Here is a 24,838-nt window from a genome sequence, read left to right on the forward strand (position 1 = left end):
ACAGGCCGGTCAAATAATTCAACGGGTAAACAAATCAAGTATGTTACGTGGAGGTCATCGATGGCTGCCCAACCCACTCGCGCCGACAAGTTCTCCTTCGGCCTCTGGACCGTGGGCTGGGAGGCCCGCGACCCGTTCGGCGACGCCACCCGCGCCCCGCTGGACGCGGTGGAGGCGGTGCACAAGCTCTCCGAGCTGGGGGCGTACGGCATCACCTTCCACGACGACGACCTGATCCCGTTCGGCTCGGACGACGCCAAGCGCGAACACCACATCAGCCGCTTCCGCAAGGCGCTGGACGAGACCGGCCTGGTGGTGCCGATGGTCACCACCAACCTGTTCACCCACCCGATCTTCAAGGACGGCGGGTTCACCAGCAACGACCGCGACGTACGCCGGTTCGCCCTGCGCAAGGTGCTGCGCAACGTCGACCTCGCCGCCGAGCTGGGCGCCAAGACCTTCGTCATGTGGGGTGGCCGGGAGGGCTCCGAGTACGACGTCGCCAAGGACATCCGGGCGGCCCTGGACCGCTACCGCGAGGCGGTCAACCTGCTCGCCCAGTACGTGATCGACAAGGGCTACGACATCAAGTTCGCGATCGAGCCGAAGCCGAACGAGCCCCGTGGCGACATCCTGCTCCCGACCGTCGGCCACGCCCTGGCCTTCATCAACGAGCTGGAGCACCCCGAGCTGGTCGGCCTGAACCCGGAGACCGGGCACGAGCAGATGGCCGGGCTCAACTACGCGCACGGCATCGCCCAGGCGCTGTGGGCCGGCAAGCTGTTCCACCTCGACCTCAACGGCCAGCGCGGCATCAAGTACGACCAGGACCTGGTCTTCGGTCACGGTGACCTGATGAACTCGTTCGCCCTGGTCGACCTGCTGGAGTTCGGTGGCCCGCAGGGCGCCCCGGCCTACGAGGGCCCCCGGCACTTCGACTACAAGCCGTCCCGGACCGAGAACTTCGACGGGGTGTGGGCGTCGGCCGCCGCCAACATGCGCACGTACCTGCTGCTCAAGGAGCGGGCGGCGGCGTTCCGGGCCGACCCGGAGGTGCAGGAGGCGCTCGCCGCCAGCAAGGTCGCCGAGCTGTCCACCCCGACCGTCGCCGACGGCGAGACGTACGCCGAACTGCTCGCCGACCGGAGCGCGTTCGAGGACCTCGACGTGGCCGAGGTCTCGGCGCGCGGCTTCGGCTTCGTCCGGCTCAACCAGCTCGCGGTCGAGCACCTGCTCGGCGCCCGCTGAACTAGTTAACGACACCCCCCACCACCCCTCAGCCCGCCTCGGAGGCCGGAGATGGCGCTCGTCGCCGGGGTCGACTCGTCGACCCAGTCGTGCAAGGTCGTGATTCGCGACGCGGAGACCGGTGAGCTGGTCCGCTCCGGGCGGGCCGCCCATCCGGCCGGCACCGAGGTGGATCCGGCGGCCTGGTGGGGGGCGTTGCAGGAAGCCGTGGAGCAGGCCGGCGGCCTGGCGGACGTGGTTGCCGCCTCGGTCGCCGGCCAGCAGCACGGCATGGTCTGTCTCGACGAGCAGGGCGAGGTCGTCCGCCCCGCCCTGCTCTGGAACGACACCCGTTCGGCCGGTGCCGCGGTCGACCTGATCGAAGAGCTCGGCGGCGACGGTGACGCGGCTGCCGGTGACCGGGTCGGTGCGCTGGTCGCCGGCCGACAGGCGTGGGCGGAGGCGGTCGGCAGCGTGCCGGTGGCCAGCTTCACCGTGACCAAGCTGCGCTGGCTGGCCCGCAACGAGCCGGCGTCGGCCGAGCGGACCGCCGCCGTCTGCCTGCCGCACGACTGGCTCACCTGGCGGCTGGCCGGGGCGCACGGGCTGGACGCGCTGCGTACCGACCGGGGGGATGCGAGCGGCACCGGCTACTGGTCGCCGCGCACCGGCGAATACCGGCTCGACCTGCTGGAACGGGCGTTCGGCCGGCGGCCGGTGCTGCCGGTCGTGCTCGACCCGACCGGCCGGGCCGGCGAACTGCCCAACGGGGCCCCGCTCGGCCCCGGCACCGGCGACAACGCCGCCGCCGCGCTCGGCGTCGGCGCGCTGCCCGGCGACGTGATCGTCTCCATCGGCACCTCCGGCACCGTGTTCAGCGTGGCCGAGACGCCGTCGCAGGACAGCTCCGGTGCGGTCGCCGGGTTCGCCGACGCCACCGGCCGGTTCCTGCCCCTGGTCGCCACCCTCAACGCGGCGCGCGTGCTGGACGCGGCGGCGAAGATGCTCGGTGTCGACCTGGACGAGCTGGCCCGGCTGGCGCTGTCGGCACCCGCCGGTGCGGACGGGCTGGTCATGGTGCCGTACCTGGAGGGGGAGCGGACCCCGAATCGGCCGCAGGCCACCGGCGCGCTGCACGGGCTGACGCTGCGTACCTCCACCCCCGCGCACCTGGCGCGGGCCGCCGTCGAGGGCCTGCTCTGCGGCCTCGCCGACGGCCTCGATGCGATGATCGCCCAGGGGGCCACGGTCAACCGGGTGATCCTCATTGGCGGCGGCGCCCGCTCCGAGGCGATTTGCCGGATCGCCCCCGAGGTCTTCGGCTGCCCGGTCCTGGTCCCCGCCCCCGGCGAGTACGTCGCGGACGGCGCCGCCCGCCAGGCCGCCTGGGTCGCCCAGGGTGGCGAGGCACCCCCCGTGTGGGCCGCCAGCACCACCCAGGAGTACGACGCCCGCCCGGCCCCCCACATCCGCGCCCAGTACGCCCCCGCCCGCGACCTGGTGATCAACCGCCCCTCCTGACCCCCTTCCCTCCCCGTCCCCTGCCCGCTCGCCCCGCCCCGCTCGCCCCGTTGATCATGAAGTTAGCGCAAGTTCGATCTCTATTGGATGCGCTAACTTCATGATCAACCAATGTTTGTCCGGGGTGGGTGGGGAGGGGGCGGGTTAGAAGGTGATTCCTGCGGCGGTGAGGGGGAGGCCGGTGGAGGGACCGACAAACAACCTGCCGCTCAGGACCGGCAGGGGCGTCGAACGGCTCACCCGTCCTTGCAGATCCACGACGAGTAGCTGGCCGTAGTCGGAGGCTGTGTCGTCAGTGGGGAGCGGACTCAACCGGGAGAACTCGTCGAGACTGGGACCGGGAATCACGCGAATCAGCAGGTGCTCGTCGTCGGCCCAGCCCATTAGTTCTTGACTCCCCGTGTTCGCCCAGCCGACCAGGCTGCGATTCCCCGGCACGGGCACTTTGTGTTGTACTGCGCCGCTGACTGAATCTGTGACGGTGATGGAGATCTGGCCACCGATGTGCGAGGTCAGTGCCATCCGCCTGCGGTCTGGAGAGAAGCCGAAACGGGGCAGGACGCTGTCGACGGTGGGAACGGTACGGATCAGCTTGCCGGTCAGGCCATAGAAGCGGAGTTCGGTCCCCGCTGCACGTGGTCCCAGGGAGCTGGATCGGGTCAGGCTCAGCACGATGCCTTGGCTGTCAGGTGTCCAGGCCGTGTTTACAGGCTGCTCCTGCTCGGGCGAAAGATCGGGCAGCGGGACGAAGGTGGTCGTAAGGCTCTCCGGGTCCACCAGTACGAAGCCGGGCCCGACGACCCCCTCGTACCGAAAGGGGGAGAGGAGGATCCGTTGCCCGTCCGGCGACCAGTGGCCGTCGCCGTCGGCGCCGATCAGGTTGGTGTCGATCCACCGTACGTCACCGCTGACTCGATCCAGGACGCCCCAAAGGGCGGGATCGAGCGTGCCGCTGCCGCCCGTCTGGACCAGTGCGCGGGAGCCGTCCGGCGAGGGCATGGCGGACGTGTAGGGAACGTCGTCGTACCGGCCAGTTGTCCGGTCGAGCAGGAGTGAGCGGCCGTGCGGATTCCCCTTGTTGACGTCGTCCGCCACGCGGGTGTACGCGGTGATCACGAGCGGCTTGAGGCCGCCGCCGACCAACTCGTCTTTTGCCCCGATGGGGGCGAGGGCGGCCACACCGACCAGCGTGGCGCAGACGGCGGCGGCGATTCCGCTGCCGGCGCCCCATCGGGCGACCCGTTGCCGTCGGGCGGTTACCAGCGCGGCCCGCACCAGGTCAGCAGGTGGCGGGCAGGACCCAGCCAGGTCTTCGAACGCGTTCCGGAGCGCTCCGGCGAGACGCTGGTTCATCGGTCTGCCTTTTCCTTCGTACCGAGGACTTCGAGGTCGGGGCAGAGGACCCGCAACCGGGCCAGGGCGCGGGCGGCCTGGCTGCGTACGGTGGATTCGCCGCAGTCGAGAATTTGCGCGATCTCGCTGTCCGGGCGGTCCTCGAAGTAGCGCAGGACGAGCACCGCCCGGTGTTTGGGGGCGAGCTGTGCCAGTGCCTGGGTGAGCGCGAGGTTCAGATCGACCCGGGCGATGGCGTCGCCCGGTGCCCGGACCTCCGGCACCCGCTCGGTGCTCAGCTCCGGGCGCCGCCGCACGCTGCGCCACCAGCTCGTGTGCTGGCGGTACAGGGCCGTGCGCAGGTATGCCTCCGGGTTGCCGGAGTGGATCCGGCCCCAGTGTCGGGCACCCTTGGCCAGGACGGTTTGGAGCAGGTCCTCGGCCTGTTGGCGGTGTCCGGTGAGCGCGAGCGCGGTCCGGAACAGCGAGTGCCCGCGTGCCTCGATGAAGTCGCTGAACTCCCGTTCGAGATCAGCGTCCATCTGGGTCGCACCTATCCCTCATGCCGATGACAACGCCGGGCACGGATCGACCGTTGCTTATCGGCGAGGGAATTTCACCCCCACAGGTCAGCGGTGGCGAATGCCGGCCACGAAAACGCGCCACGCGTCGAGGGTGAAGGTCAAGGTCCCGGCGGTACGGTCCTTCGTGTCCCGAACCAGCACCCGACCGGGCAGGGCCTCACCCAGTATCGCCTTTCGCACGCACGTATGTCCGCGACCTTGGGCGGGCGGACTGCGAATAATCCGTGGCGGCGGATGCCGGTGGTGCTCGGCTTCGGCGCAGTGGCCGGGGCATCTTTGTCAGCAACGGAGGGGTCCCGGTGGCCGGGACCCCTCCGTCTTCTGCTGTCCGGTCCGGTTGCCGCCGGCCGGGCGTCACACCAGGAACACCTCGGCGGTGGTCCCGTCGGGTCGAGTCACTACGAGGTGTCCGTCCGGGGCGAGTCTGAGGATCACGGCCGCGATCTGGAGGCCATGGTTGACCGCGTCGGTGCGGGATACCCGCCAGTTCGATGCCAACTCCTCTACTGCGGCGAGCGCGGCCGGGGTGTGGTTGTACGTCCGTTTGACCAGTTCGGCGACCGGTGTGTCCTGCCCGTCGGTCACGAGGTGGCACTCGGTAGGTGTACCGACAGCGGTGACATCGGCGTACCTCTCTCGCGGAGATCAAGGGCCCAGTCGGGTTGCGGGCACCCAGCGGGGGGTGCACTGCCAGCAGGTGCCCGGTTGCCACGTGTATCGCCCCGGCTGGTGTTGCTGCCATGTCATGTCGGCCGCCCACTTGATCAGGGCCGGAGTCAGCGGCTCGTCCATCCGGCTCATGTCGCCGTCGCCTCTCTCATGATTGCAGCCGTACGGACGTAACCACCGAAGCACGGCAGGTGCCCGGTCCTGTTCGGATCGGTGCAGGCCGCCCAATGGGCGGAAACCCAGACTTCCTGCTCCTCGTTGCGGTTACGCGGGTCCGTCTTGTCGATGGCGACCACCCGGATCGTGGTCTCCTCCGTCGCCGGGTCGTCGCCGGTGTACCACTCGCCGGGCCGGAGATGGAGGAGCGTGCCCGATGGCACCCTGTCCAGGATGCTCATCGGGACCGCCACCAGGTCGCCTGGCGGGCGTTGAGCCGGGCTCGCCGCTCCTGGACGCTCGTCGCCTGCGACTTGGCCGCGTCGAAAATCACGGCCGGCACGTCGGCGGCCCGGGAACACTGCGCTGCTCGGCGCTGGGCCGGGCGGTCGCGGAACGGACCGATCGGGTCCGGGTCGGTACCGGCAAACCACTTCCATCGCATCGTGCACCTCCGTCGAAAGAGTGGGGCGGGGACGCGGCGGCACCCTCCCCTTCGCCGCGTCCCCGCGCGTCGAACCGGCACCGGGGAAGCGGCTCGACGTGATCGGGACCCCGTCACCGTCCACCTTGGTTGCTGACCGTAGTTGGGCGGTGACGGGATCAGCTCGAAAGCTAGTCGACTAGGTAGGCTCTGGCAATAGGCCGCGCCCAACTTGGCGTACTAGCTTTGCCGGCCGTGCTGTGGTCGACTGGTCGGGCTGACCGGAGGTATCCCCATGCCCAAAACACCCGCGTATCTACAGCTCGCAGCAGCTCTGCGCACCCGGATTCTCAACGGCGAACTACCGCCGGGCGCCAAGCTGCCCAGCGAGAGCCAGCTCATGAGGCAGCACGACATCAGCCGCAGTGTCGCGAAGTGGGCCATCGCTATGCTCAAGAGCGAGGGTCTCGTCATCGGCCGCGCAGGATCCGGCGTCTACGTACGCGACGGCCACCGTCTCATTCGCCATGCCCACGGTCGTGACATGCGCACGGTCGGCGGACCCACGTCGCCGTTCGCTCGCGACGCCGAGCGGGCCGAGCGCATCCCGATGTGGGAGCACGACGGCCGCCACGACGTTGCCGACGAGTCGATCGCACGACGTCTCGCCATCGAGCCGGGTGCACCGGTGATGCGGACCGGGTACCGCTTCCTCGCCGACGGCGAGCCAATCCAGCTCTCCACCTCGTGGGAGCCGCTGGCCATAACCGCTGGCACTCCCATCGAGTGGCCGGAGGATGGCGCTGCGGTCGGTGTCGTCGCCCGAATGGACCTGATCGGCGTACGGATTGACGAATTCGAGGAGCGGCTGACGGATCGGCCGGCACTGCCGGAGGAGGTAGCTGCGCTCGACCTGGGCCCGACGTCAGCGACGGTCTGGGTCATCGAGCGGACGTACTACGCGGCCGGTGTGCCAGTGGAGACGGCCACGATCGTGCTACCGCGCGGGCGCTACGAGTTGGTGTACCGCGTACCCGTGCTCTGATCTTCCGATTCGCCGGCGGCCCGGATGCGGACCTATCCGGGGTCCTTGGCGCATGCTGTTCGGGTGTCGGAGATGACCAAGAGCGGTGGTGGGGGCCGGGAGGTCCGGGGCGGTGGCCCGGGGCACCGGTTCTACAGCGTGGTCGTCTTCGTCGTCCTCGCGTCGCTGGACAACGTGGCGATCGGGCTGGTGCCGCCGCTCTACACGCCGATCAGCGAGACACTGCACGTCAACACCTCGGCGATCGGGCTGGTCACCGCGATCAGCTTCCTGGTCAGCGCGGTCGCGGCGGTCGGCTGGGCGTACGTCGGCGACCGGACCAACCGCAAGCCGCTGCTGATGATCGGCACCCTGCTCTGGGCGGCCGGTACGGCCGGCAGTGCCGCCGCCGGCAACTACCCCGACTTCTTCGGTGCCGCCGGGGGCTACCCGGCGTTCTTCCTCGCCCAGGCGGTGGCCGCGATCGGGCTCGGTGCCGTCGGCTCGGTCGGCTTCTCGGTGGTCACCGACCTCATCTCGCCCCGCCGCCGGGGACTGGTGATGAGCTTCTGGGGGCTGTCGCAGGGCGTCGGCACCCTCGGCGGCACACTGCTCGGCGGCATCCTCGGCTCGACCGACTGGCGGCTGCCGTTCCTCGTACTCAGTGTGGCGGGGCTGGTCGCCACGGTCGCGTACCTGTTCACGTACGACATCCAACGGGGGGAGAGCGAGCCGGAGCTTGCCGGGGCGCTCGCCACCGGGCACGAGTACGACTATCGGATCAGCCGGGCCGACCTGCCGAGGATCCTGGACCGGCGCACCAACCGGTGGCTCATCCTCCAGGGGCTGACCGCGCAGGCGGCCTTCGGTTCACTGGTCTGGTTGCCGGTCCTGTTCCAGGAACGCGCCGAGGACCAGGGCTTCTCCAACTCGACCGCGATCATCATCGGCAGTGTCTTCGCCACCCTGTTCCAACTCGGCGGGGTGCTGTCCATCGTCGGTGGACTGGTCGGCGACGCGCTGCAACGGCGTACGCCTCGGGGCCGGGCGTTGGTCGCGGCCGTCGGCATCCTCGCGGCCGTGCCGTTCTACCTGGTCCTGTTCTTCGTGCCGATCCGGATCGACGTCCCCGACGGCGCCGGCGCCGGTACGGTGATCACCTCCGTGATCGGCAGCGTGTTCACCGAGCCGACCGTCGGGTTCAGCCTGCTCACCGCGCTGCTGGCGCTCGCGTTGACCTCGGCGAACTCGCCAAACTGGTTCGCGTTGATCGCCGACGTCAACCCGCCCGAGCACCGGGGCACCGTCTACAGCCTCGGCAACCTGGTCAACGGGGTCGGCCGGGCGGCCGGTAACGGGCTGGTCGGGATCGCCTTCCAGGGGCTGCGGGCGGCCTTTCCGCCGCCGCTGAACTTCGCCGTCGGGCTGGCCGCGTTCCAGCTCTTCTTCATCCCGACCGGGATCATGTACTGGCTGGCGTCGCGCACCTCGCCGAAGGACATCGAGAATGTGCACGCCCTGCTGCACGCCCGCGCCGAGGAGGTCCGCACCCACGAGCCCGGTACGCACACCGGTCGGGAAGGGCCCCGTTAGGCGCGGACCCTTCCCGACCGACGACGGTCACACTCAGTCGCGGAACCAGACGGTGACGTCGGTGGGGACCCGGTCGTCCTGGTCGAGCGGTTCGCTGGCCTGGACCACGGTGGCGCCGGCCGGCAGCGGCACCGGGTCCGGGCCGAAGTTGGTGAGCACGGTCAGCCCGCCGTTGCGGAAGGCGATCACGTCGTCCGCGCTGGTCAACCAGTAGACCGTGCCCCGGCCGAGGCCGAGTTCCCGGCGCAGCCGCAGCGCCGTGCGGTACAGCTCGTACGTCGAGCCGGCCACGCCGCGTTGCAGGTCGAGGGCGTACTCGCCGTAGATCGCCGGCTGCGGCAGCCAGCTCCGGTCGGTGGGGCCGAAGCCGTACGACGGGGCGTCGGACTCCCACGGGATCGGCACCCGGCAGCCGTCCCGCCCCCGGTGGGCATGCCCGCTGCGTTCCCAGCTCGGATCCTGGCGCGCCTCGTCCGGCATCGTGGTGTGCTCGGGCAGGCCCAGTTCCTCACCCTGGTAGAGGTACGCCGAGCCGGGCAGGGCGAGCATCAGCAGCGTCGCCGCCCGCGCCCGACGCAACCCGAGTACGCCGTCCGGCTGCGGGTCGCCGACGCCGATCCCGTTCGGCCGGGTCTGCCCGACCGGCAGCCCGAGCCGGGACGCGTGCCGGATCACGTCGTGGTTGGACAGTACCCAGGTGGTGGGGGCGCCGACCGCCGCACTGGCCTCCAGCGAGCGGGTGATGACCGCGTACTGGGCGGGTGCGGTCCAGGTCGCCTCCAGGTACTCGAAGTTGAACGCCTGGTGCATCTCGTCCGGTCGGACGTACGCGGCCAGCCGCTCGGCGGGCTGCACCCACGCCTCGGCGACCAGGATCCGTTCGCCGGGGTAGCTGTCCAGCACCTGCCGCCAGTCGCGATAGATGTCGTGCACCCCGTCCTGGTCCCACATCGGCGGACGCGGGCCCTCGGTTCCCTCGCCGGACAGCGGTTCCACCGGGTAGTGCCAGTCGGCCAGGTCGGCCTGCTTGATCAGGCCGTGTGCGACGTCGACCCGGAAGCCGTCGACGCCCCGGTCGAGCCAGAACCGCAGGATGTCGAGGAACTCGGCGCGTACCTCGGGCCGGTCCCAGTTCAGGTCGGGCTGGCCGACGTCGAACAGGTGCAGGTACCACTGGCCGGGCTGACCGTCGGCGTCCTTGGTACGGGTCCAGGCGGGACCGCCGAAGACGCTCTGCCAGTCGTTCGGCGGCTCGTCGCCGGACGTACCCCGGCCGTCCCGGAAGATGTACCGCTGGCGCTCCGCGCTGCCGGGGGCTGCGGCCAGGGCCGCGCTGAACCACGGGTGGGCGGACGAGGTGTGGTTCGGCACCAGGTCGACGATGATCCGCAGCCCGCGCGTGTGCGCCTCGTGGATCAGGGTGTCGGCGTCGGAGAGCTGGCCGAACAGCGGGTCGACGTCCCGGTAGTCGGCGACGTCGTAACCGGCGTCGGCCTGCGGCGACGGGTAGAACGGGGAGAGCCAGACCGCGTCGACGCCGAGTTCGACCAGGTGGTCCAGGCGGGCGGTGATGCCGGGCAGGTCACCCATTCCGTCACCGTTGAGGTCGGCGAACGAGCGGGGATAGATCTGGTAGATGACCGCCTCCCGCCACCACTGCGTGGGTTCCGGCTGGTCGGTCCCGGTCGGCGCGGTCGGTGACGACTCGGTGGTCGACGACGGGGTCTGCTGGCTGTTCAGGGCGTACTCCCATGGGTGTCGGGCACGGTGGAACTCGGGCGGCCGGACGGGTCCGGCGTGGTCCGGTGGTGCTGGTGTCCAGTCTGCCGGTGATCGGCTCGCCCCGCCCATGGTCGGGCCGGGTGACTCGTGCGACCGTGTCGATCGGCTCCGGTGTGCGCGACGATGCGCGGACGAGGTCAGCCGCCGCTCCGGGCCGGTCGGTGGATTCGCGGACGAGGTCAGCCATCGGTGGATTCGCGGACGAGGTCGGCCGGTGTCAGGCGATTCGGGGTGGGCCGGTGGATTCGCGGACCACCAGGGCGGTGGGCAGGACGACCGAGTCCGCCGAGGTCGGTCGGGGGCGGCCTTCGAGGGAGTCGAGCAGCAGGCCGGCGGCGAGCCGGCCGTGGGTGGCGGCGGGCTGGGCGACGGTGGTCAGTCCGACGGCGGCGGCCAGGTCGTGGTCGTCGAGGCCGATCACGCTCACGTCCTGCGGCACCCGGAGCCCGGCGGAGCGCAGGGTGGACATCGCCCCCATCGCCATCTCGTCGCAGGCGGCGAAGATCGCGGTCGGTGGGTCGCCCCGGTTGAGCAGTTCGGTGGTGGCGAGGCTGCCGCCGTCGACGGTGAACTCGGCTTCGATGTCGAGTCGCGGGTCGGGCACCAGGCCGGCGGCGTCCAGCGCCTGCCGGTAGCCGCGTCGCCGGTCGAGGTGGGTGGTGAAGGAGAGTTCGGCGGAGGCGTCGCCGGCCAGGTGGGCGATCCGGCGGTGACCGAGCGAGATCAGGTGGGCGGTCGCCGTCCGGGCCGCGCCGACGTCGTCGATCCGCACGCCGGGCCATCCGGGTACGGCGGCGCCGGAGCTGACCGTGACGCCGGGCAGCCGCAGCCCGGCGATGGTGGCCAGGTCGGCGGCGCCGAGCGGGGTGGCCACCAGCATCAGCGCGTCGACCCGTTTTTGCAGGTTGCTGGTCTGGAACAGTTGCCGGCGGTTCTGTTCCCGGTCGCCGAGGTTGTAGAGCAGCAGGTCGTACCCGGCTTCGCGCAGTGTCTCCTCGGCGGCGTCGACCACGGTGCCGAAGAACCAGCGGGTGATCTGGGGGACCACCACCGCGATCGACCCGGTCCGGCCGCCGGCCAGCCGGGAGGCGCTGGGCGAGGCGGTGTAGCCGAGTTGTTCGGCGGCGGCCAGCACGCGGGCGCGGGTGGCCTCCGACACCGTCGGCAGCCCGCGCAGCGCGCGGGAGACCGTGGCGGTGGAGACCCGCGCCAGCCGCGCGACGTCGTCGATCTTGGTCACGGTGTACGTGCTCCGCTCACTCAGGCCGCCGGTGGCGGCCCCCGTCCATCGTCGGGCGCCTCCGGCGTCAGCCCTTGACGCTGCCGGCGAGCAGGCCGCGTACGAAGTAGCGCTGGAGGGAGAGGAAGACGATCAGCGGTATGACGATCGAGATGAACGCCCCCGAGGTGAGTCGTTGCCACTCGCCGCCCCGGGTACCGGCCATCTCTGCCAGCCGTACGGTCATCGGCGCGGTCTCGTCCCCGCCCCCGGCGAAGATCAGCGCGACCAGCAGGTCGTTCCAGACCCAGAGGAACTGGAAGATGCCGAACGCGGCCAGCGCCGGGGTGATCAGCGGCAGCACGATCGACCGGAAGATCTTCGGGTGGGTGGCGCCGTCGACCCGGGCCGCCTCCATCAGGTCGCGCGGCAGTTGCGAGACGAAGTTGTGCAGCAGGAAGACGGCCAGCGGCAGGGCGAAGCAGGTGTGCGCGAACCAGACCTGGATGAACCGCTGCTCGTCGGCGAGGTCCCAGGCGGGCATCAGTGTGATGCCGCCGACGCTGACGCCCTGGGAGAAGAAGCTGAGCAACGGCACCAGCGCCATCTGCAGCGGCACGATCTGCAAAGCGAAGATGCCGATGTATACCCAGTCCCGACCCCGGAAGTTGATCCAGGCCAGCGCGTACGCGGCCAGCGCGGCGAAGGCGAGCGGGAAGAGCACCGACGGGATCGTGATCACGACCGAGTTGGTGAAGTAGCTGGCGAGTTGCCCCGAGGAGGAGGACCGGCCGAACAGCACCTGCTGGTAGTTGTCCAGGGTGACCTGCGGGTTGCTGAAGAAGGTCCACCAGCCGGTGGTCTTGATCTCGTCCTCGGGGCGGAACGAGGAGATGAACAGACCGAAGGTCGGCAGGGTCCAGAGCACCGCGATGACGATCGACACCACGGTCGCGGTCCGGCTGTTGAGCCGCTTGCGTACCCGGCCGGCGACGGTCTTCGGCTGGTCCGTGGCGACGGTGGCCTCGATGCGTACGGGAACGGCGGTGGTCATGTCATACCTCCCGCTGCTTGCGCAGGTTGCGGATCTGGTAGATCACGATCGGGATCACCAGGACGAAGAGGAAGACCGCGAGGGCCGAGCCCTGACCGGTCTCGCCGTAGCGGAACGCCTGGTTGTACATCTCGCTGGCGATCACGTTGGTGTCGAAGTTGCCGTTCGTCGCGGTCCGGACGATGTCGAAGACCTTGAGGGTGCCGATCGAGATGGTCACCACGACCACGATCAGCGCCGGCCGGATGCTCGGCAGGGTGACCTGCCAGAACATCTGCCACGGGGTGACCCCGTCCAGTCGGGCCGCCTCGACGATGTCGCCGGGAATGGCCTTGATCGCGGCGGAGAGCACCACCATGGCGAAGCCGGCCTGGATCCAGATCAGGATCACGATCAGCAGCAGGGTGTTCAGCGGCGGATCCTGCAACCACTGTCGAGGGGCCCCGCCGAGCCACACGACTATCTGGTTGAGCAGGCCGATCTGTGTCTCGCCCTCGCCCCGGTAGGCGTAGACGAAGCGCCAGATGATGCCGGCGCCGACGAACGAGATCGCCATCGGCAGGAAGATCAGCGACTTGGCGACCGCCTCGAACCGGGCCTTGTCCACCAGCACCGCGTAGAGCAGTCCGGTGGTGGTGGCCAGCAGCGGCACCGTGATCACCCAGATCAGGGTGTTGACCAGCACCCGGACGATCTCGTCCTGGCTGAACAGCCAGCCGTAGTTCTGTAGCCCCACCCAGGTGTCGCTGCCGCCGTCCATGAAGGAGAGCACGACCGTCCGGATGGCCGGGATGACCAGGCCGATGAGGAGCAGCAGCACGGTCGGCAGCAGGAAGAAGAGGCCGAACAGGCCCTCGGTTCGTCCGGGGCGCCGCCGCCGGGTGTCGCCGGCCACGGCGCCGCCGCCGACCGAGGCCGCGACCAGCCGGGCCTCGCGTCGACGGGCGAACCAGTTGGGTACGACGTCGAGCAGGAGCAGCAGGCCGCCGACCACGACGACGAAGGCCACCAGCCCGTACAGCAGCATGACGAGCTTGGGGGTCTCGTCCGCGAAGTCGAAGTTCATCCGCCCTCCCGGGGCCGTCTACGGACCGGTGGTCCGACCCGAACGTCATCGGGCCGGACCACCGGCGGAACTCATTTCGGCCAGGTGCTCTCGATCTGGGAGAGCGTTGCGGCGGTGTCCTTACCGTTGATCCACTCGATCATGCCCTTCCAGAACGTGCCCGAGCCGACGGCTGCCGGCATCAGGTCCGAGCCGTCGAACCGGAAGACGGTGTTCGGGTCCTGGAGGATCTGTACGGAGAGCTTGTCGATCGGGTTCGGGACGTTGTTGATGTCCAGGCCCTTGTTCGCGGAGACGTTGTTGCCGAGCTTGGCCCGGGTGTTGGTGTACTCCGGCGAGGCGAGGTAGGTCTGCACCTTCTGCACCTCGGGACGGTCGGCGAAGGCGACGCTGAACTCGCCGCCGCCCAGCACCGGCTTGCCCTTGCTCGGGTCGATGGCCGGGAAGTAGAAGGCGTAGACGTCGCCGTCCTCGGCGACCTTGGTGCCCTGCGGCCAGTTGTTGGCGTAGAACGACGCCTGCCGGTGCAGCGCGCACTTGTTCTCGAGGATCGGCAGGCCGGCCTCCTGGAACGAGGTGGCCGCGATGCTCTTGACGTCGCCGTAGCCGCCGTTGACGTACTTCGGGTTCTTCAGGATCTTGCCGGCCTCGTTGAGCGCGGAGGCGACCTGCGGGTCGTTGAACGGGATGCCGTGGGTGGTCCACTGGTCGTAGACGTCGGGCGTGACCGTCCGCAGCATCAGGTCTTCGATCCAGTCGGTCGCCGGCCAGCCGGTGGCCTCACCGGACTCGATCCCGGCGCACCACGGCTTCTCGCCGGTGGCTGCGATCTTCTCACTGAGGGTGAGCAGTTCGGCCCAGGTGGTCGGGACCGTCCAGCCCTTCTCCTTGAAGGTCTTCGGCGAGTACCAGACGAAGGACTTCACGTTGGAGCCCAGCGGGGCGCCGTAGAAGGTGCCCTTGACGGTGGAGTACTTCAGCCAGTCCGCCGGGTAGTTCTTCTCGGCCATCGCCTTGGTCTCGGCCGAGGCGGGCTTGAGCTTGCCGGCCTCGGCGAAGCGGGCGAGCAGGCCGGGCTGCGGGATGAAGCTGATGTCGGGGGCGTTGCCGCCGTCGACCCGTACCTGGAGTTGGGCCTCGAACTCGCCGCTGCCCTCGTAGTCGATCGTGATGCCGGTGCAGTCCTCGAACTGCTTCCAGGACTCCTCCAGGATGTCGGCCTCGGCCTCCCGGATGGACGCGTAGATGCTGACTTCTTCTCCGTCGCTGCCCTGGTATGCCTCGTAGGCGGCGCACTCCGGGGAGTCCGCGTTGTTGCTGCTGTTGCTGTCACTCGAAGAGCAGGCGGTGGCGCTGAAGGTCAGCGCCAGCGCGCTGGCGATCACGAGGGCCTGGCGTGGTCTGGTGAAGACCGCCATGCCGTCCTCCTTCCTTCGCCGGCGCATCGGGAGACCCCGGGGGATCCGCGCCGGCCCGATGGGCGTCCCCACATGTAAGCGCTTGCAGGAAGGGGCGTCCAGCCCTGGGGCGGCACGAGCCCGTAACGATTCGGAAACCTGTTCGTTTACCTCTGCCCGCCCTGACGAGGGGCGGGACGACTGGCCCTGTTCCACATATTGGATCTTGCGCAATTCGGCAATCGACAAATGTCAAGATTTCGTCATCGATCGGGCTGGATCGCCGGGGTACGACAGCACAGCGCCGGGGCCGTCGCGCCGGGCCTTCCGTCGGGGAGGACGAAGACCCGTCACGACGACCCCGGCGGGTCGACGGGAACCGAAGTTCCGGGACGGATGGAACCGAGGTTCCGGGGGAGGTGGAACCCGAGGTTCCGGGAGGGGAGGAACGAGGAGGGGAAGTTCGTGAGGAGGGATAGGGGGAATGGAACTCGGGGGGAGAGGGATCGGGGCGCTAGTTGAAGATGCTGACCCCGCCCGGACCCACCAGCAGCCCGATGATGATGAGAACGATGCCCCAGAGGAGCTGCCGCCGGAACAGTGCGAGCACGCCCGAGACGACCAGTACGACTGCGAGAATCCAAAGAATCAGGTCCATGAACGGTCAGTACCCGACCCGAATTCCGCGGAAACCTTCGCCCGTTCCGCCTGCTCTGCGAGGTGGAACACACTGTAGGCCTGCTTGATCACCGGGTGTGCCACGTTGCGTACGCGTACCCCGCCGGGCGTGGTGCCGCGCTCGGTCCCGTGGTGGGCGTGACCGTGGATGGCCAGCGCCACCGGCGCCGAGTCGATCGCCTCGCCGAGCAGGTACGAGCCGAGGAACGGGTAGATCTCCAGCGGCTCCCCGGCGAGGGTGTCCGGCACCGGGGCGTAGTGGGTCAGCGCCACCCGTACGTCGGCGTCCAGCTCCCGCAGCGCGGCGCCGAGCCGGTCCGCGACCTCGGTGGTGGTACGGATGAACGCCTTCATCTCCGGTTCGCCGAACTCGCTGGCGCACTTGCCTGCGAACCCGCCGCCGAAGCCCTTGGCCCCGGCGATGCCGAGCCGGTGCTCACCGCACTCCAGCACGACCCCGGTCCCCTCCAGCACGGTGATGCCCGCGTCCTCCAGCACCCGGACCACCGCCGGCACCTGGTCGCAGTGGTGGTCGTGGTTGCCGAGCACGGTCACCACGGGTACGTCCAGCCCACCGAACTCGGTGGCCACGCAACGCGCCTCGGACTCGGAGCCGTGCCGGGTCAGGTCACCGGCGAGCAGCAGCACGTCGGCGTGCTCCTTGATCTGGTCCAGTGCCGGCCGGAACCGGCCGACGACGTCCTCGTCGAGGTGCACGTCGCCGACGGCGGCGATCCGGATCACCATGTCGTTCCCCTCACGGCAGCTCCTCCACCTCGGTCGGCGCCTGGGTACGGATCAGTCCTATGTCGACCTTCAGGGGTAGGTCCGGGTACGCCTCGGCGACCTGGCGCAGGATCTCCTCCCGCCGCTGCTGGCTCTCGACCTCGCCGTAGAGCACCAGCGACCCGTCCCGACGGTCCACCGTGATGCCCTGCTCGGCGATGTCGGTGTTCTCGGTCAACAGCCGCTGCACGGCCGCTTCCAGGTAGTCGTCGGATCGCTCGACGGCGACCCGGTCGGATTCGGTCATGCGAGCACCTCCTTCTCGGTTCGGGCAACCTCCGCCCGAGCGGCCTCGGTCCGGGCGTCCGCCTCCGCCGTCGCGTCCGGTACGACATCCAGCCGGTGCAGCAGGATCAGGAACGCCTCCGCGTACGGCGAGTGCCCGGTCTCCTCCCGGACCCGGTCCCAGTCGATCTGCTCGCGCAGGGACCGGGCCAGCGGCAGCCCACGGGCGAAGTCGCAGTAGTGCTGGGAGAAGCTGAGCAGCTTGTGCACCATCAGCCGGGTGGCGGTGAGCACCGGCATGTGGATCGCGTCCACCGGGCGGATGACGGTGTCGAGCAGGGTCTCGTCGGTGACCGGGGTTTCGATCGGGCGGTGGATGAGGTCGACCAGCCGGCCGTCGTCGTACACCTTGACCAGCCAGTCCTCCGGCGGTCGTTCGGCGACGAAGCCCTCCGCGACCAGGGCCTCCAGGGCTCGTTCGGCGTCCTGCTCGCGGAGCAGGAAGTCGACGTCGTGGTCGCTGGAGTGGCCGCCGTGGGCGTACACGGCGAAGCTTCCCCCCAGCGCGAAGGGAATCTCGGACTGTTTGAGGACGGCGGCGACCCGCTTGAGGGTATGCAGCAGACCCTCGTCCCCGCGGTGATCCATAACGTCTCCCGTGGTGGTTGGTGGCGGGCATCTGGTCGGTTGGTGCCGAATTTGTCGGTACCCGGCGTCCTGCTCGTTCACACCTCGTTCGGGATGTCGGCCCGGAATCCACCCCGCTGCCAATTGCCGCGTCGTCGGCCAAAACCGGCGCAGGATTTCCGGAAATTCGCCGCATATGATCACGAAAATCATCGAGGGGTGCGAGCGCCCGGTACCGTTGCTGAGCGTGGCCCCATCTGCGCAGGATCGGCACGCTGAAACGGTCGGCAGGGGGCGACTTCGCGTCGTCGCGCTTGTCGGCATCGATGGCTCTGGCAAGACCACCCAGGCGCACCGACTCGCCGCCGCGCTGGAGCGCGCCGGAGTACCGACCACCTACTCGCGCAACGCCGGCGGCCGGCGCTGGTTCGGCCGCGCGGCCCGCCGGCTCGGCCGCCCCGACGCCCGGCGCCTGCTCGGCGACCGGGGACTGCTGTTCGCCGAGTCGGTGCTCCGATGGCTGGCCATCGCCCGCGCGCTGGTCCGGTCCGCCGTCCGCCGCCGGCTGGCGGTGATGGACCGCTACTCCTTCGACCAGTACGCCAGCATCCGGGTGCACCGGGGCACGCCCCGCGCGCAACGGCTGGCCCGTCTCGGCTACCGGGTCTTTCCCGAACCCGAGGTCACCTTCCTGCTCGTGGTCGACCCGGCGGAGGCGTACCGGCGGATCGAACGGCGGGGCACCGACCACGAGAGCATGGAGTACCTGACCGCGGCCGACGCCGCCTACAAGTCCCTGCCCGAGTACGGCACCTTCGTGGTGATCGACGCGAACCGGGCACCGGACGAGGTCACCGCCCAGATCGCGGTGTACCTGCGTCCGTGGCTGTCGCCGGAGTCGCCGACGGGCGCCCCGCCGGCCCGGCTGCCCGAGCCGCCCCCGTCACCGCCGCTGCCGCCACCGGCGGTGCTGAGCCGCACCGCCCACCCCGGCGGCTGACCCGCCGCCGGGGGCGATCCCACTACGCGCTCGGCGTAAGCCTTCTGCCGTCGGCAGACCAGGCTGGCCGTGCCGCCGGCCGGACAGCAGGATCGACGCATGCGTCTACTCGTACTCGGCGGCACCGTGTTCCTCGGCCGCGCGGTCGCCCGACTGGCCGCCACGGCCGGCCACGAGGTCACCTGCGCCGCCCGTGGGGTCTCCGGTGAGCCGGTGGCCGGCGTCCGGTTCGTGCAGGTGGATCGCGACGATCCGGGCGGACTGTCCGCTCTGGACGGTGAGCGGTTCGACGCGGTCGTCGACGTGACCCGGCGTCCGAGCCACGCCCGGCACGCCGTGGCCGCCCTCGCCGACCGGGTCGGCCACTGGTCGTACGTCTCCACCTGCTCGGTGTACGCCGACAACAGCATCCCCGGCCAACGGGCCGCCACGGCCCCGATCGTCGCACCCGCCCCGGACGACGTCGACAACCCCGTCGGCGAGCACGCCGAGTTCTACGGCCCGTGCAAGGTCTCCTGCGAGCGGGCCGTACTCGACACGATCGGAACGGAGCGGTCGTTCATCTGCCGGGCCGGTCTGATCGTCGGCCCGGAGGACCCGAGCGACCGCTTCCCGTACTGGGTGGACCGGCTGGCCCGGGGCGGCGAGGTGCTGGCCCCCGGCGCACCGGACGACCGCGTCCAGTACGTCGACGTCGCCGACCTCGCCCAGTGGCTGCTGTACGCGGCCGAAACCGGACTGACCGGCACCTTCGACGGCATGGGCGCACCGATGCCGAGGGCGGAGTTCCTGGCCGGGGTGGCCGCCGGGGTGGGCCGCCCCGACCCGGAGCTGACCTGGGTCGAGCAGGACTTCCTGGTCGAGCGGGACGTCCGGGAGTGGTCGGGTGAGCGGGCCCTGCCGCTCTGGCTGCCGCTGCCCGAGTACGCGGGATTCCTGTCCCGGGACGTGACCGACTCCCTCGCCGCCGGCCTGCGTACGCGACCGCTCGCGCAGACCGCCGCCAGCACGCTCGGCTGGCTGCGGACCCACCCGGACGACGTACGCCGGGGCGGGTTGGAACCCGCCGACGAGGCGCGGGTGCTCAGCGAGTGGGCGGCGCGTGGTTGACGCCCCGGTGGCACCTGAGTAACTTTCGCTGGTGGGGAAGATTGCGAGGGTTTCCGCAGGTCATGTACCTGGCGGCCTGATCGTCCGGATCACCGGTCTGCTTCCCTCGCTCTCCCCGGCACAACTGCGGGTGGCCCGGTTCGTGCTCGCCGACCCGGCCGGGGCCGCCCGCCGTACGATCACCGACCTCGCCACCGCCGCCGAGACGTCGGAGGCCACCGTCGTCCGGTTCTGCCGCGCGCTCGGCCTGACCGGCTACCCGCAGCTGCGGATCCGGCTCGCCACCGAGGCGGCCCGACGGATCGACCCGCCGGACGCGCGGGTGGTCGGCGGCGAGATTCCACCCGGTGCCGACCTGGCCCAGATCATCGCCACCATCGGCTTCCACGACGCTAGGGCGGTGGCGGAGACCGCCGAGCAGCTCGACCCGGCCGTCTGCGAGCAGGTGGTCGCGGCGATCCACGCCGCCACCCGGATCGAGATCTACGGCGCCGGGGCGAGCGGTCTGGTCGCCGCCGACTTCCAGCGGAAACTGCACCGGATCGGCCGGCTCGCCTTCTGTTTCCCGGACGGCCGCACGGCCCTGGCCTCGGTCGCGCTGCTCGGCCGGGGCGATGTGGCGGTGGCCATCTCGCACACCGGCAACACCGCCGAGGCGGTCGCGGTGCTGGCGCGGGCGCGAACGCTGGGCGCGACCACGGTGGCACTGACCAACCACCCGCGCGCGCCGATCGCGGCGGTCGCCGACTTCGTCCTGGCCACGGCGGCTCGGGAGACGACGTACCGCAGCGGGGCGATGGCCAGCCGGCTGGCCGCGCTCACCGTGATCGACTGCCTCTTCGTCGGGGTCGCCACCCGCAACCGGGCCCGGACCCGACGGGCCCTCGAACTCAGCGCCGAGCCCCTGCCGCCGCCACCGGTGGACCCGCCGCAAACCCCGACCCCGGTACCCGTTGCCGGGCTGAGTTGATCAAGGGGACTTTGCCGGCCGGGCGGATTGTTCACCACGTACAGGGGTAATCCTCGGCCGTGGTGGTGAACCGTTCATGGTCCTGGTGCGTCTTCTCGTAGTGACGAGGATCGCAGGTCGGTGGTGATGCGGATCGCTGCGCGTCGTTGTGTCGTGGTGTTGCGATTTATCCGGCCGGAGACTGCGTAAGCGATCCGATAGTTGGTCCGGAAACGGGCCGCGCCGCAGCTGAAGAGGCCTCCTGACAGCAAACGTCGATCGTGCTCACAGCAACTACTCAGGCATTCGTGACACTTTCGACCCACGGGATGGAATCCCCAACGCGTCTCAACTGTTGTGTAGGTGTCAGCGCCACAGGGCACAGCAGGGGTTACGGGGGAGGGCTGATGAACGTGGGGATGGCAGGTAACCGGGCAACCGGGGTAGACGAGGGGACCGTGAGCGACGTGGAGAAGAGCATCGTTATGCGTACCGACGAGGTCGCCGAGGAGCGTGACCTGGTTGGCGTCTACCTGCACGAGATCTCCCGCACACCGCTGCTCGACGCCGCCAAGGAGGTCGACCTCTCGAAGTCGATCGAGGCGGGCCTCTACGCGGAGCACCTGCTCGAAGAGGGCAGGGTTCCGGCGGGCGTCGGCCGCGAGGAGCTGGAGCGCCTGGTGGTGGAGGGCGATCGCGCGAAGGATCTGTTCATCCGGGCGAACCTGCGACTGGTGGTGTCGATCGCCCGTCGTTACGTCCGGTCCGGGATGCCGATGCTCGACCTGATCCAGGAGGGCAACACCGGCCTGGTCCGGGCGGTGGAGAAGTTCGACTACGAGCGGGGCTACAAGTTCTCGACGTACGCCACCTGGTGGATCCGTCAGGCGATCAGCCGGGCGATCGCCCAGCAGGAGCGGACCGTACGGCTGCCCGTGCACCTGGTCGAGGACGTCAACCGGATGCGCAACGTGGCCCGGCAGCTCACCCGTGAGCTGGGTTCCGACCCGGAGCCGGAGCAGATCGCGAAGTCCCTGGGTGTGACCGTGGAGCGGGTGCACGAACTGGTCCGCTGGTCGCAGGACACGGTGTCGTTGGACACCCCGGTCGGCGACGACGGCGACACCAACCTCGGCGACCTGGTCGCCGACAGCGACGCGCCGTCGCCCGAGGAGATCGTGCTGACCGCACTGGAGCGGCAGCGGATCGAGGGGCTGCTCAACCACCTCGACGACCGTTCGGCCGGCATCATGCGGGCCCGCTACGGCCTGGAGGACGGGCGCGAGCACTCGCTCACCGAGGTCGCCTCGCGCTTCTCGCTCTCCCGCGAGCGGATCCGCCAGCTGGAGATCCAGGCGCTGGGTCGGCTGCGTGAGCTGGCCCGCGCCGAGGGCCTGCAGGCCGCCTGAGCCTGACCGAACAATCAACGGCGAACGTGGCCGGTGTTCCCTCCGGGGGCACCGGCCACCGTCGTCTGCGGGTCGGTGAACCAGAACGGTCAGGTGCCGATCCCGGCCACCACGTCGGCGAGCCGGCGCTCGGGCGTGGCGGCACAGGCCCGGGTGACCGCGTCCAGAGCCAGCGGGGTGTCCAGTTCGGGCACGCCCCGAGCCAGCGCGATCGCCTGGAGGGCCCGCGCCCGGTCCTCCTTCGGCGCCTGCCGGAACTCGGCGCAGCTGGACTGGGTGGTGAGGCCGCCGCTGCCGTCGAGGTCGGCGAGGATGTTCCGGGCCGCCAGGCAGACCACCAGCACCGCGACGGTCAGCACCGCCAGGGCGACGAGCAGCGTACGGCGGGACAGCCGCCGACCTCCGCCGGACGGACGGCGATCCGGGCTGCCCAGCGGGGTGGGATCGGCGGCGGGGTTCTGCGGGCCGTCGGGCGGGACCGCCGCGACGGCGGCGGCCAGCTCGGCCGCGTACGTCGGGTCGTCGTGGACGGCGGTGGCGAGCAGTCGGCGTACCAGGGAGTCGTTTTGGGGCTGGCGGACGAACTCGGCCAGCGCCTCCGCCTCGCCCAGGGCACGCAGCCGGGCGGCCACGGTCTCGTAGAGCGACCGGGCGGCGGGATCCGTGTCCGGCCCCGCCCCGGTCACCCCGACCGCCGGCAGGTACGGCGTCAGGCGTTCGATCGCCGTACCCGCCAGCGGGTCGGGGTTGCGGGGTGTGGTCACCCGGGCAGGTTAACGGACCCGGCCGTAGCCGTACGGTTTCATCATGTCCACGCTGGCCAGTTTCACGCTGTCGCCGAAGCTCGGCGCGTGGATCACCTGGTTGCCGCCGACATAGAGCGCGACGTGCCCGAGACCGCTGTAGAAGACCAGGTCACCGGGTTGCAGTGAACTTCGGCTGATGTGCGCCACCTTGCCCCACTGCATCTCCGCGTTGTGCGGCAGGGACTTGCCCGCCGCCTTCCACGCGGCCAGGGTCAGCCCCGAGCAGTCGTACCCGTTCGGGCCCTCGGCCGCCCAGACGTACGGCTTTCCGATCGCGTTGTACGCGTACGTCACGGCGACGCCGGCCTTGCCGGAGACGGCCGGGATCTTGCCGGTGTACCTGGTGCCGGTCGAGGTCACCGAGCCGTACGCCTTGCGGCGCAGCTCGGAGAGCTTGGCGATGTCGGCCTCGATCTTCTTCTTGCCGGCGTCGAGTTCCTTGGCCTGTGCGGTCTGCCGGGCCAGGGTGCCGTCGAGCTTGGCCTTCTGGTCGACGTACTGCTGCTGGGTGGCGGTCAGGCCGGCGAGCTGCTGGTCCCGGTCGCGGGCCAGGTAGTCGAGGGTGCCGAGCCGGTCGATCAGGCTGTCTGCGGCGTTGTCGCCGAGCAGTGCGTCCGCCGTACGCAGCCCGCCCGCCTTGTACGCCTTCGCGGCGAGTGCCGCCATCTCGGCGCGGCTCTGCGTGGCCTGCTGTTCCAGTGGTGCGAGCTTGACGGCCAGTTCTGCGGTCGCGGCCTTGGTGCTCTTGATCTGCTCGTTGAGCTTGTTGTACGACTCGACGATCTTTTCCAGCTCGGTCGAAGCCTTGTTGATCTGTTGCGTGAGCTCGGCGGCGGACGGTTCCGCCTGGGCGATCGTGGCGGGGGCGATCAGCCCGACCGACAGAGCCGCCAGTACCAGCGAGCGCAACAGGATCCGCGCGGATGGCAAGAGTGCGGAGCCCCTTCCTTTCTCGCCGCCGATCGGATCTCCCGATCCGCTGGTCCGGGTGCTGCCGGACCGGGGTCGAGCCGGCGGGTCGCGCCACGGCGAGCGGGGTGTCCGCTGACGGCCACCACCCAGGGAGAAGGTGGCGTCCGTTGTGGAGCGACTGCGGACCGCGACTGCGGAGTGTCACTGCGTGGTCGGGTCCGGCCGGAGCGTTTCGGCGGCGCCGGGCCGGCATCACCCAGGGGGATGACTGACCACCGGACCAGCGAAAACCAACCTAGTCCCAGGTCGGGTGGCGGCGACAGTGGGGGCCGCGCGTTCTGGGGCAAGGACAACGGATAGGTGGAATGTCGTGATCACTTGACGTGGTGGGTCGAAGTCGGTTGGTGATATCGCGGGTGGGTCCCGTACCGGGACTCGCCAAGTGCCCCTTTGGCCGGTGTTGGCAAATGGGGTAGCGCACGATGGTGGGGTAAAGCGTCACAAAGAAGGACATAAATCTGTCCAGGGCGCTAGCTGCCGCCTGGAAATCTGCCAGGTGGCTGAAACAACCCTTCCCAGTCCTGGCACGTCCTTCGCACAATGATTGCAGGGCCGGAATCGAATTCCGGCAACGGCATCGTTGCAAAACGATGATCGGCACCTGGCTGCCACCAAGTGCCGATCTTTACAGATCCCCCACGTCAGCCCGCCTCACGAGCCGTTGGAGGCTGTCATGCATCCTACTCGCGACTCCGCGCGCCGAACAGGTACACAATCCGTCACCGGAAGGCGGGCCGACCGGCCGGCCCCGGTCGAGTTCTACCGGCAGCCCGGCGTACGGGTCACCAGTGAGTCGTTCACCGTGGCGGGCCGCCGGTTCCCGGTCGCCGAACTGACCCAGCTGCGGACCGCCCGGGGCCCGCACGACCCGCTCACCGTACGGACCGTCGTGGTGACCGGCGGTGTGCTGGTCGTGATCGGGGTCGCCTTCGGCTACACCGGTGAGTTCTACCGGCTCAACGCCGCCACGTACCTGGCCCTCGGTGCCGCCGCGTTCCTGCCGGTGGTGCTCGCGTTCCTCGGCCACAAGCTGCGCCCACCGACGCACGAACTGTGGGGGCGCTACCGGGGCGAGATGACCCTGTTGTTCAGCAGCGACCAGGAGCGACAGTTCAACCAGCTCACCCGGGCCCTGCGCCGGGCCCAGGAGGTGGCCCGGCTCGGCGGCGTCACCGAACCGCTGGTCACCTCGTCGCCGCCCTGGGAGCCCCCGGACCGCTGACCGCGC

General features: G+C 70.0%; 26 protein-coding genes. 9 read left to right on the plus strand and 17 right to left on the minus strand.

Translation table 11 applies throughout. The features are described 5' to 3' along the window. Positions 1-60 precede the first annotated feature (60 nt). Complete coding sequence (xylA, locus tag ACZ6QQ_RS18815; RefSeq protein ID WP_465877689.1) at positions 61-1,248, plus strand: xylose isomerase; 1,188 nt, start codon at positions 61-63, stop codon at positions 1,246-1,248. A gap of 51 nt (positions 1,249-1,299) precedes the next feature. Beyond that, complete coding sequence (gene xylB, locus ACZ6QQ_RS18820; protein ID WP_465877691.1) at positions 1,300-2,748, plus strand: xylulokinase; 1,449 nt, start codon at positions 1,300-1,302, stop codon at positions 2,746-2,748. Positions 2,749-2,892: 144 nt separating this feature from the next. Here the strand turns inward: xylB and ACZ6QQ_RS18825 are convergent, their stop codons facing one another. The 6 genes from ACZ6QQ_RS18825 to ACZ6QQ_RS18850 form a co-directional block, all read right to left on the minus strand. After that, positions 2,893-4,101 carry a TolB-like translocation protein gene (locus ACZ6QQ_RS18825; protein WP_465877693.1) on the minus strand — a complete coding sequence of 403 codons (1,209 nt, stop codon included), beginning with the start codon at positions 4,099-4,101 and terminating at the stop codon, positions 2,893-2,895. Next, positions 4,098-4,622, minus strand: a complete 525-nt coding sequence (locus tag ACZ6QQ_RS18830) for a SigE family RNA polymerase sigma factor (protein ID WP_465877695.1) — start codon at positions 4,620-4,622, stop codon at positions 4,098-4,100. Before ACZ6QQ_RS18830 ends, ACZ6QQ_RS18825 begins: the two co-directional genes overlap by 4 nt. An 87-nt stretch (positions 4,623-4,709) precedes the next feature. Further along, positions 4,710-4,886 carry a DUF397 domain-containing protein gene (locus tag ACZ6QQ_RS18835; protein ID WP_465877961.1) on the minus strand — a complete coding sequence of 59 codons (177 nt, stop codon included), beginning with the start codon at positions 4,884-4,886 and terminating at the stop codon, positions 4,710-4,712. 132 nt (positions 4,887-5,018) lie between these two features. Continuing rightward, positions 5,019-5,249, minus strand: coding sequence for a hypothetical protein (locus ACZ6QQ_RS18840; protein ID WP_465877696.1), 231 nt, complete (start codon positions 5,247-5,249; stop codon positions 5,019-5,021). 212 nt (positions 5,250-5,461) lie between these two features. Beyond that, a complete protein-coding gene (locus tag ACZ6QQ_RS18845; protein ID WP_465877697.1) occupies positions 5,462-5,731 on the minus strand; it encodes a hypothetical protein in 270 nt (89 codons plus the stop codon). Continuing rightward, positions 5,728-5,934, minus strand: a complete 207-nt coding sequence (locus tag ACZ6QQ_RS18850; protein ID WP_465877698.1) for a hypothetical protein — start codon at positions 5,932-5,934, stop codon at positions 5,728-5,730. The genes ACZ6QQ_RS18845 and ACZ6QQ_RS18850 overlap by 4 nt, the downstream gene beginning before the upstream one ends. Before the next feature lie 274 nt (positions 5,935-6,208). Between ACZ6QQ_RS18850 and ACZ6QQ_RS18855 the strand changes: the two genes are divergently transcribed. Both ACZ6QQ_RS18855 and ACZ6QQ_RS18860 read left to right on the plus strand, forming a co-directional pair. Continuing rightward, on the plus strand, positions 6,209-6,958 hold the full coding sequence (locus ACZ6QQ_RS18855; RefSeq protein ID WP_465877699.1) for a GntR family transcriptional regulator: 750 nt from the start codon (positions 6,209-6,211) through the stop codon (positions 6,956-6,958). A 72-nt stretch (positions 6,959-7,030) separates the two neighbouring features. Continuing rightward, positions 7,031-8,530, plus strand: coding sequence for an MFS transporter (locus tag ACZ6QQ_RS18860; protein WP_465877963.1), 1,500 nt, complete (start codon positions 7,031-7,033; stop codon positions 8,528-8,530). Positions 8,531-8,563: 33 nt separating this feature from the next. Here the strand turns inward: ACZ6QQ_RS18860 and ACZ6QQ_RS18865 are convergent, their stop codons facing one another. The 9 genes from ACZ6QQ_RS18865 to ACZ6QQ_RS18905 all read right to left on the minus strand — a co-directional run bounded on the left by ACZ6QQ_RS18865 (position 8,564) and on the right by ACZ6QQ_RS18905 (position 17,385). Then, a complete protein-coding gene (locus tag ACZ6QQ_RS18865; protein ID WP_465877700.1) occupies positions 8,564-10,381 on the minus strand; it encodes a glycoside hydrolase family 13 protein in 1,818 nt (605 codons plus the stop codon). 148 nt (positions 10,382-10,529) lie between these two features. Then, the gene (locus ACZ6QQ_RS18870; RefSeq protein WP_465877701.1) at positions 10,530-11,552 is read right to left on the minus strand and encodes a LacI family DNA-binding transcriptional regulator; all 1,023 of its coding nucleotides are present in this window, start codon (positions 11,550-11,552) and stop codon (positions 10,530-10,532) included. A gap of 67 nt (positions 11,553-11,619) precedes the next feature. Beyond that, the gene (locus ACZ6QQ_RS18875; RefSeq protein ID WP_465877702.1) at positions 11,620-12,585 is read right to left on the minus strand and encodes a carbohydrate ABC transporter permease; all 966 of its coding nucleotides are present in this window, start codon (positions 12,583-12,585) and stop codon (positions 11,620-11,622) included. Position 12,586: 1 nt separating this feature from the next. Beyond that, complete coding sequence (locus ACZ6QQ_RS18880) at positions 12,587-13,651, minus strand: carbohydrate ABC transporter permease (protein ID WP_465877703.1); 1,065 nt, start codon at positions 13,649-13,651, stop codon at positions 12,587-12,589. A 71-nt stretch (positions 13,652-13,722) separates the two neighbouring features. Next, on the minus strand, positions 13,723-15,069 hold the full coding sequence (locus ACZ6QQ_RS18885) for an ABC transporter substrate-binding protein (RefSeq protein ID WP_465877704.1): 1,347 nt from the start codon (positions 15,067-15,069) through the stop codon (positions 13,723-13,725). A gap of 493 nt (positions 15,070-15,562) precedes the next feature. Further along, the gene (locus ACZ6QQ_RS18890) at positions 15,563-15,706 is read right to left on the minus strand and encodes a GPGG-motif small membrane protein (RefSeq protein WP_170208550.1); all 144 of its coding nucleotides are present in this window, start codon (positions 15,704-15,706) and stop codon (positions 15,563-15,565) included. Continuing rightward, positions 15,697-16,473: a metallophosphoesterase family protein gene (locus ACZ6QQ_RS18895; RefSeq protein ID WP_465877706.1), complete on the minus strand. Its 777-nt coding sequence runs from the start codon at positions 16,471-16,473 to the stop codon at positions 15,697-15,699. Before ACZ6QQ_RS18895 ends, ACZ6QQ_RS18890 begins: the two co-directional genes overlap by 10 nt. 10 nt (positions 16,474-16,483) lie before the next feature. Next, a complete protein-coding gene (locus ACZ6QQ_RS18900) occupies positions 16,484-16,759 on the minus strand; it encodes a BON domain-containing protein (protein ID WP_465877707.1) in 276 nt (91 codons plus the stop codon). Continuing rightward, entirely contained in the window at positions 16,756-17,385 is a 630-nt protein-coding gene (locus ACZ6QQ_RS18905) for a nucleotidyltransferase family protein (protein WP_465877708.1), read from the minus strand. The genes ACZ6QQ_RS18900 and ACZ6QQ_RS18905 overlap by 4 nt, the downstream gene beginning before the upstream one ends. Positions 17,386-17,611: 226 nt before the next feature. Here ACZ6QQ_RS18905 and ACZ6QQ_RS18910 point away from each other — a divergent pair, with 226 nt between their 5' ends. The 4 genes from ACZ6QQ_RS18910 (at position 17,612) to ACZ6QQ_RS18925 (ending at position 21,832) form a co-directional block, all read left to right on the plus strand. Then, on the plus strand, positions 17,612-18,364 hold the full coding sequence (locus tag ACZ6QQ_RS18910; protein ID WP_465877709.1) for a dTMP kinase: 753 nt from the start codon (positions 17,612-17,614) through the stop codon (positions 18,362-18,364). A 99-nt stretch (positions 18,365-18,463) separates the two neighbouring features. Then, complete coding sequence (locus ACZ6QQ_RS18915; protein WP_465877710.1) at positions 18,464-19,474, plus strand: NAD-dependent epimerase/dehydratase family protein; 1,011 nt, start codon at positions 18,464-18,466, stop codon at positions 19,472-19,474. A gap of 31 nt (positions 19,475-19,505) precedes the next feature. Then, complete coding sequence (locus ACZ6QQ_RS18920; RefSeq protein ID WP_465877711.1) at positions 19,506-20,444, plus strand: MurR/RpiR family transcriptional regulator; 939 nt, start codon at positions 19,506-19,508, stop codon at positions 20,442-20,444. Positions 20,445-20,842: 398 nt separating this feature from the next. After that, positions 20,843-21,832 (plus strand): sigma-70 family RNA polymerase sigma factor, encoded by a 990-nt coding sequence (locus ACZ6QQ_RS18925; RefSeq protein WP_465877965.1) that lies wholly within the window; start codon positions 20,843-20,845, stop codon positions 21,830-21,832. 89 nt (positions 21,833-21,921) lie between these two features. Here ACZ6QQ_RS18925 and ACZ6QQ_RS18930 read toward each other — a convergent pair whose 3' ends face one another. Then, a complete protein-coding gene (locus ACZ6QQ_RS18930; protein WP_465877712.1) occupies positions 21,922-22,596 on the minus strand; it encodes a hypothetical protein in 675 nt (224 codons plus the stop codon). A 9-nt stretch (positions 22,597-22,605) separates the two neighbouring features. Continuing rightward, complete coding sequence (locus ACZ6QQ_RS18935; protein ID WP_465877713.1) at positions 22,606-23,568, minus strand: C40 family peptidase; 963 nt, start codon at positions 23,566-23,568, stop codon at positions 22,606-22,608. A 715-nt stretch (positions 23,569-24,283) separates the two neighbouring features. Between ACZ6QQ_RS18935 and ACZ6QQ_RS18940 the strand changes: the two genes are divergently transcribed. Beyond that, positions 24,284-24,832, plus strand: coding sequence for a DUF6232 family protein (locus ACZ6QQ_RS18940; protein WP_465877714.1), 549 nt, complete (start codon positions 24,284-24,286; stop codon positions 24,830-24,832). Positions 24,833-24,838 lie beyond the last annotated feature (6 nt).

The organism is Micromonospora sp. NPDC049529 (genome assembly GCF_055586685.1).